Source organism: Protofrankia sp. Cj3, from assembly GCF_917627355.1.
Lineage (GTDB): Bacteria > Actinomycetota > Actinomycetes > Frankiales > Frankiaceae > Protofrankia.
Genome location: NZ_CAKJTR010000048.1, coordinates 25,271 through 31,587, shown reverse-complemented (window position 1 = coordinate 31,587; position 6,317 = coordinate 25,271). Strand labels below are relative to the sequence as shown.

Here is a 6,317-nt window from a genome sequence, read left to right as displayed (position 1 = left end):
GGCGCTGGCACGGGAGCCGCGGGCCGTCCTGGTGGCGGCGGTGCTCCCGGCGGCGGTCCCGGTGGCCGCCCGACATCCGGCGGCAGGGGCCGCGGCGGCACGACGGCCGGTGCCTTCGGCCCGGGCGGCCGTGGTCGTCCTGGCCGGCAGCGCAAGTCCAAGCGCGCGAAGCGGCAGGAGTGGGAGAGCGGGCTGGAGGCTCCCCGCATGGGGGCCATGGTTCCGCGCGGCAACGGGCAGGCCATTCGACTGCCTCGGGGCGCGTCCCTTGCCGATTTCGCCGACAAGATCGATGCCAATCAGGGCGCGCTCGTCCAGGTTGTGTTCACCCAGCTCGGTGAGATGGTGACCGCGACGCAGTCGTGCACGGACGAGACCCTGCAGCTGCTCGGCGTCACTCTCGGCTATGACGTACAGATCGTCAGTCCCGAGGACGAGGACAAGGAGCTGCTGGAGAGCTTCGATCTCTCCTTCGGCGGCGAATACGGCGATCAGATCGAGCTGTCCGCGCGTCCACCGGTTGTCACCGTCATGGGCCACGTCGACCATGGCAAGACGAAGTTGCTCGACGCGATCCGGTCGACAGACGTGGTTGCCGGTGAGGCCGGCGGCATCACCCAGCACATCGGGGCCTACCAGGTCCGGGCGAAGGTCGATGGGGACGAGCGGAAGATCACCTTTATCGACACCCCGGGTCACGAGGCGTTCACCGCCATGCGTGCCCGAGGTGCGCAGGTGACCGACATCGTCGTGTTGGTCGTCGCCGCGGATGACGGTGTCAAGCCGCAGACGATCGAGGCACTCAATCACGCCCAGGCGGCCAACGTCCCGATCGTCGTCGCCGTCAACAAGATTGACAAGGAAGGCGCCGACCCCCTCAAGGTCCGCGGGCAGCTCACCGAATACGGCCTGGTCGCCGAGGAGTACGGCGGTGACGCCATGTTCGTCGACGTGTCCGCCCGTAACCGCACCAACATCGACGGTTTGCTCGAGGCGGTCATCCTGACCGCGGACGCCGCCCTCGACCTGCGTGCCCCGACCGGTACCGAGGCCCAGGGCGTCGCGATCGAAGGCCGGCTGGACCGAGGCCGCGGCCCGGTTGCGACCGTGCTCGTCCAGCGGGGGACGCTGCGGGTCGGGGACTCGGTGGTTGCCGGCGACGCCTTCGGGCGCGTCCGGGCGATGCTCGACGAACACGGTGACCCGGTGCACGAGGCCGGCCCGGCCCGGCCGGTGCAGGTCCTGGGGTTCACCAGCGTCCCCGACGCCGGCGATAACTTCCTGGTCGTCCCGGAGGACCGGGTCGCCCGCCAGATCGCCGAGCGGCGCCAGGCACGCGAGCGAAACGCCGAACTGGCGATGAGCCGCGGCCGCCCGACCCTGGAGACGATCCTGGAGCGGATGAAGGAGGGTGAGAAGACCCAGCTCAACCTCATTCTCAAGGGTGACGTCTCCGGTTCGGTCGAGACCGTGGAGGATTCCCTGCTCAAGATCGATGTCGGTGACGAGGTCTCGTTGCGGATCATCGGTCGTGGTGTCGGCGCCATCACTGAGAATGACGTCAACCTGGCGAGCGCGTCCGACGCGGTCATCCTCGGGTTCAACGTCCGGGCTGAGGGCAAGGCGCGCGAACTGGCCGAGCGCGAGCGCGTCGACGTCCGCTACTACTCGGTCATCTACCAGGCGATCGAGGACATCGAGAACGCCCTCAAGGGCATGCTCAAGCCGGTCTACGAGGAAGTCCAGCTCGGTACCGCCGAGGTGCGCGAGGTGTTCCGGGTTCCCCGGATCGGCAACGTCGCCGGTTGCCTGGTACGTTCCGGGATCATCCGCCGCAACTCCAAGGCCCGGCTCGTTCGGGACGGCGTGGTCGTGGCGGACAATCTCACGGTCGAGTCGCTCAAGCGCTTCAAGGATGACGCGACCGAGGTCCGCGAGGGTTACGAGTGCGGTATCGGGCTCGGTTCCTTCAACGACATCAAGATTGACGATGTGATCGAGACCTTCGAGCAGCGGGAGGTTCCTCGCTCCTGAGGACGCGCACGATGTGGACCGGAACGGGAGTTTTCGACCTTCTCCTTGGCGACGTTCGGTCGCTCAAGGAGAAGCGGTCGATAGTCCGGCCGGTGGTGGCCGAGCTCCGCCGCAGATATGCGGTGAGTGCGGCGGAGACCGGCCATCTTGATCTGCACCGGCGGACGCAGATAGGGCTCGCCGTGGTCGCTGCGGATCGAGCCCATTGCGTCGAGGTCGTCCAGGCGTGTGAACGCCTGCTCTCGCGGCGCCCGGAGATAGAACTGCTCTCGGCGCGGATGCGCTACCTCTCCGACGAGGATTCCGACGAGGATATGGACGGACCGCGATCGGTGGCGCGGTCGGAATGACGGGAGGAAGCCATGGCTGATCCTGCTCGGGCCCGCCGGCTCGCGGTGCGTATCCGTGAGGTGGTCGCGGCTGCGCTGGAAAGTCAGGTGAAGGACCCGCGCTTGGGAATGGTCACGGTGACCGATGCCCGGGTCACCCCGGACCTGACCGAGGCCACCGTTTTCTACACGGTTTACGGTGATGACGCGGACCGGCTGGGCTCGGCGCGGGCGCTGGAGTCCGCCAAGGGCCTGCTGCGTAGTCAGGTTGGCCGGCAGACCGGCGTCAAGGTTACTCCTGCCCTGACCTTCGTTCATGATCGACTTCCGGATGATGCCCGCCATCTTGAGGAACTGATTCTGACCGCGCGGGAGCGGGACGCGAGCCTGGCGGGTGTCCGAGACGGTGCCCGGCCGGCTGGTGAGCCCGACCCGTACCGTAAGCCGCGTGTGGACGCCGATGAGTCCGGTGCTGACGGGTTCGGTTCCGATCAGCTCGACGAGGAAATGATGGGGGACACGCCGCGATGACCGACGCGATGAGCCTCGCCGACCTGTCTCTGCTCCCGGTTCCCCCAGCGGGCGAGGGGACGGGCCGGGCGGGGCCCATGTCCGGCGATGCGCTCGGTGAGCAGCGGGAGCGTGCGGTCGAGGCGATTCGCTCCGCGGCCCAGAGCGGGGAGAGCATCCTGCTGGTCGCGCACGTTGACCCGGATGGTGACAGCCTGGGCTCGGCGATCGCCCTGGGGCTCGCGCTGCACACTCTCGGGGCCAGGGCGTCGGTCTCGTTCGACAGCGACCCGTTCGTTGTGCCCCGCTCGTTGAGCTTTCTGCCTGGCCAGGATCTTCTTGTCCCGCCCTCCCTGGTCCCGGCGACGCCCGACCTGGTGGTGACGCTGGACGCGGGAAGCCTGCCCAGGCTCGGTGCGCTGGGCCGGGTTGCGACCAGGGCACGGCGAACGGTTGTGATCGACCATCACGCCTCGAACACACGGTTCGGGGACATCAATCTGATCGACCCCGACGCCGCCTCCACCAGCGTGATGGTCACCGGGGTCATTGACGCCCTCGGGATCGACCTCGATCATGACCTGGCTGTCGCGATCTACACGGGCTTGGTCACCGATACCGGTTCGTTCCGGTACGGCGTGACCACACCGGATGTCCATCGGCTGGCCGCGCGGTTGCTGGGCACCGGGATCCGGCATGATCTGATCACTCGTACGGTCTGGGACACGCACCGCTTCAACTACCTGCGGCTACTGGGTGAGCTGCTCGGCCGGGCCAGTCTGGAGCCTGAGCACGACCTGGTGTGGACGTGGTGCGCGTACGCGGACCTCACCGGCGCGGGTCTCACGCTGGACGAGATCGAGGGTGTGATCGACATCGTGCGGACCACCGCCGAAGCCGAGGTGGCGGTCGTCTGCAAGCAGGACGCCACCGACACCTGGAAGGTCTCGGTGCGTTCGAAGGGCGGCATCGACGTCGGCGCGGTGTGCACCCAGCTCGGCGGCGGCGGTCACCGTTTCGCGGCCGGGCTGAGCTCCACCGAAGCGCTGGAGCAGACCATGCAGGCCCTGCGTGCCGCGCTGGTCCGCGCGCCCAGACTGCCGGGCTGATGGCTGGCGCGACCGCCGCCGGGGTGGACGGTCTGGCCGTGCTGGACAAGCCGATGGGGCTGACCTCGCACGATGTGGTGGCCCGAGCCCGGCGGGCCCTGCGCACCCGGCGGGTGGGACACGCCGGCACGCTTGATCCGATGGCGACCGGTGTGCTGGTGCTCGGGGTGGGCCGGGCGACTCGATTGCTCGGTCATCTCGCCCTGACCGACAAGGCCTACACCGCGACCATCCGGCTCGGTGAGTCGACCACCACCGATGACGCGCAGGGCGAGGTTGTCGCGGTGGGTGAGGTCGCGGTCGACGCGGTGGAGCTCGCCGCGGCCATGGCGGCTCTCACCGGCACGATTGACCAGGTGCCGTCCGCGGTCAGCGCCGTCAAGGTGGACGGGGTACGGGCTTATGCCCGGGTACGCGCGGGTGAGCAGGTCGTCCTGGCGGCGCGGCGGGTCACGGTGAGCCGGTTCGAGCTGCTTGCCCGCACCGGTCGTGATCTTGATGTGGCTGTCGGGTGTTCCAGCGGCACCTACGTGCGCGCGCTCGCCCGCGATCTCGGCGCGGCGCTGGGCTGCGGTGCCCACCTATGTGCCCTGCGCAGGGTGCGGGTGGGACCGTTCGATCTCACGCGGGCGCTTACTCTGGAGGCCTTGGCCGAGGAGGGTGCCGGCGCACTGCGCCCGTTGCCGGATGCCGTCGCCGCGCTGTTTCCCTGCCGGCGGGTGGATGCCGATGACGCTCGTGCGATATCTCACGGCCGCCGTCTTTCCCCTTACGGGCTGCCTGGCACGTACGGCGTTTTCGGCCCGGCTGGCGAGGTTCTCGCTCTTGCGCACGACGCTGCGGACGGCTGCCGGTCACTGGTGGTCTTCGCCGGTGCCTGAGCCGCAAACGGCACCGATAGGCTTCAGATGTGCAGCGGTGGCGCGGGGTGCGAGACACGCCGGATGACTGGCCCGGCGGCGTTGTGACAATCGGGTTCTTCGACGGTGTCCACCGCGGTCATCAGCAGATCGTCAGCCGTGCGGTGGAACGGGCTCACCGGGCCGGACAGCCTGCGGCCGTGCTCACGTTCGACCCGCATCCGGCCGAGGTTATCCGGCCGGGCAGCCATCCGCCGTTGTTGACCACCGCGGATTTCAAGGCGGAACTGCTGGGGCGGCTGGGGGTCGACGCGTTGTGCGTCCAGCCGTTCACACCGGAGTTCAGCCGGGTGCCACCGGAGGAGTTCGTTCACGACATGCTCCTGCGGCGGTTGCGGCCGAGTGCCGTGGTGGTGGGGGAGAACTTCACCTATGGGCACCGGGCCGCCGGAAATCTGGAGACCCTGCGCCGTGACGGTGCGGCTGACGGTTTCGCGGTGGAGGGCGTCCGGCTCCTGCGAGAGGACGACCACGTGCTCTCCTCCACGCATATTCGGGCCTGTATCGCCGAAGGCGACGTAGCCACTGCGGCCCGCGCGCTCGGCCGGGACCACCGAGTGGAGGGGATCGTGGTGCACGGTGACGCGCGTGGACGCACTATCGGATATCCGACTGCCAACCTCGCGACAACCGCCTATGCGGCGATTCCCGCTGACGGTGTCTACGCGGGACACGCGGTGTGGCCGGGCAAGCGTTATCCCGCGGCGATCTCCATTGGTAGCAACCCGACTTTCGATGGGACCGAGCGGCGGGTTGAGGCATATCTCCTTGATTTCGACGACGACATCTACGATGCCCACCTTGCCTTCGAGTTCGCCGAGCGGTTGCGTCCGACGCTGCGCTTCGACTCCGTGACCGACCTGGTTGCTCAGATAGCGGCGGACGTTCTTGCCACCCGTAAGATCACCTCCTTGTCGGCGGCATCTCAGCCGGGCGGGCGGTGCTCGCGGGGTTGGTAAGCTTCGGCACCAGACGAGTGTGGTGTGTCCGTCAGCCTGGGTGGGGCAGACCCCGGGCGCGCATCCACCCGTAGACAGGAAGAGGTTTCGCGTGCCGCTCCCGAGCGACGTCAAGCAGAAGATCTTGTCCGATTACGCCACGGTCGAGCGTGACACCGGCTCGCCCGAGGTACAGGTGGCGATGCTCACCCGGCGGATCAGCGACCTGACGGAACATCTGAAGGTGCACAAGCACGACCACCACAGCCGGCGTGGGCTGTTGCTGCTGGTCGGCCGGAGGCGACGGTTGCTGAACTATCTCGCCAAGACCGACATCCACCGCTACCGGTCGTTGATCGAACGGCTCGGGCTGCGGCGGTAGGAGCTGGATGTGGAGGCGAATGTCGCCTCCACTGTGTGACCGGGTCCGTGACGGCGCGAGCCGCCGGTCCTCGGTGGTGGTGTCCGGGCGCGCCG

The 6,317-nt window shown here is 68.3% G+C and carries 7 protein-coding genes; all 7 read left to right on the top strand.

Going from position 1 to position 6,317, the window contains the following annotated elements:
• On the top strand, positions 1-2,034 hold a 2,034-nt coding region (infB, locus tag MJ783_RS09140), incomplete at its 5' end, for a translation initiation factor IF-2 (RefSeq protein WP_239309948.1).
• Between the two features lie 11 nt (positions 2,035-2,045).
• Entirely contained in the window at positions 2,046-2,384 is a 339-nt protein-coding gene (locus tag MJ783_RS09135; protein ID WP_239309947.1) for a DUF503 domain-containing protein, read from the top strand.
• Between the two features lie 12 nt (positions 2,385-2,396).
• A complete protein-coding gene (gene rbfA / locus MJ783_RS09130; protein ID WP_239309946.1) occupies positions 2,397-2,894 on the top strand; it encodes a 30S ribosome-binding factor RbfA in 498 nt (165 codons plus the stop codon).
• Positions 2,891-3,982, top strand: coding sequence for a bifunctional oligoribonuclease/PAP phosphatase NrnA (locus MJ783_RS09125; RefSeq protein WP_239309945.1), 1,092 nt, complete (start codon positions 2,891-2,893; stop codon positions 3,980-3,982). Before rbfA ends, MJ783_RS09125 begins: the two co-directional genes overlap by 4 nt.
• Positions 3,982-4,863 carry a tRNA pseudouridine(55) synthase TruB gene (truB, locus tag MJ783_RS09120; protein ID WP_239309944.1) on the top strand — a complete coding sequence of 294 codons (882 nt, stop codon included), beginning with the start codon at positions 3,982-3,984 and terminating at the stop codon, positions 4,861-4,863. Before MJ783_RS09125 ends, truB begins: the two co-directional genes overlap by 1 nt.
• A gap of 29 nt (positions 4,864-4,892) precedes the next feature.
• Positions 4,893-5,861 (top strand): bifunctional riboflavin kinase/FAD synthetase, encoded by a 969-nt coding sequence (locus MJ783_RS09115; RefSeq protein ID WP_239309943.1) that lies wholly within the window; start codon positions 4,893-4,895, stop codon positions 5,859-5,861.
• Between the two features lie 91 nt (positions 5,862-5,952).
• Entirely contained in the window at positions 5,953-6,222 is a 270-nt protein-coding gene (rpsO, locus tag MJ783_RS09110; protein ID WP_239309942.1) for a 30S ribosomal protein S15, read from the top strand.
• The last annotated feature ends 95 nt before the right edge of the window (positions 6,223-6,317 follow it).

Bases quoted from the DNA above. Each gene is read 5' to 3' on its own strand.
- MJ783_RS09135 (WP_239309947.1), top strand. From the start codon at position 2,046: ATGTGGACCGGAACGGGAGTTTTCGACCTTCTCCTTGGCGACGTTCGG.
- rbfA (WP_239309946.1), top strand. From the start codon at position 2,397: ATGGCTGATCCTGCTCGGGCCCGCCGGCTCGCGGTGCGTATCCGTGAG.
- MJ783_RS09125 (WP_239309945.1), top strand. From the start codon at position 2,891: ATGACCGACGCGATGAGCCTCGCCGACCTGTCTCTGCTCCCGGTTCCC.
- truB (WP_239309944.1), top strand. From the start codon at position 3,982: ATGGCTGGCGCGACCGCCGCCGGGGTGGACGGTCTGGCCGTGCTGGAC.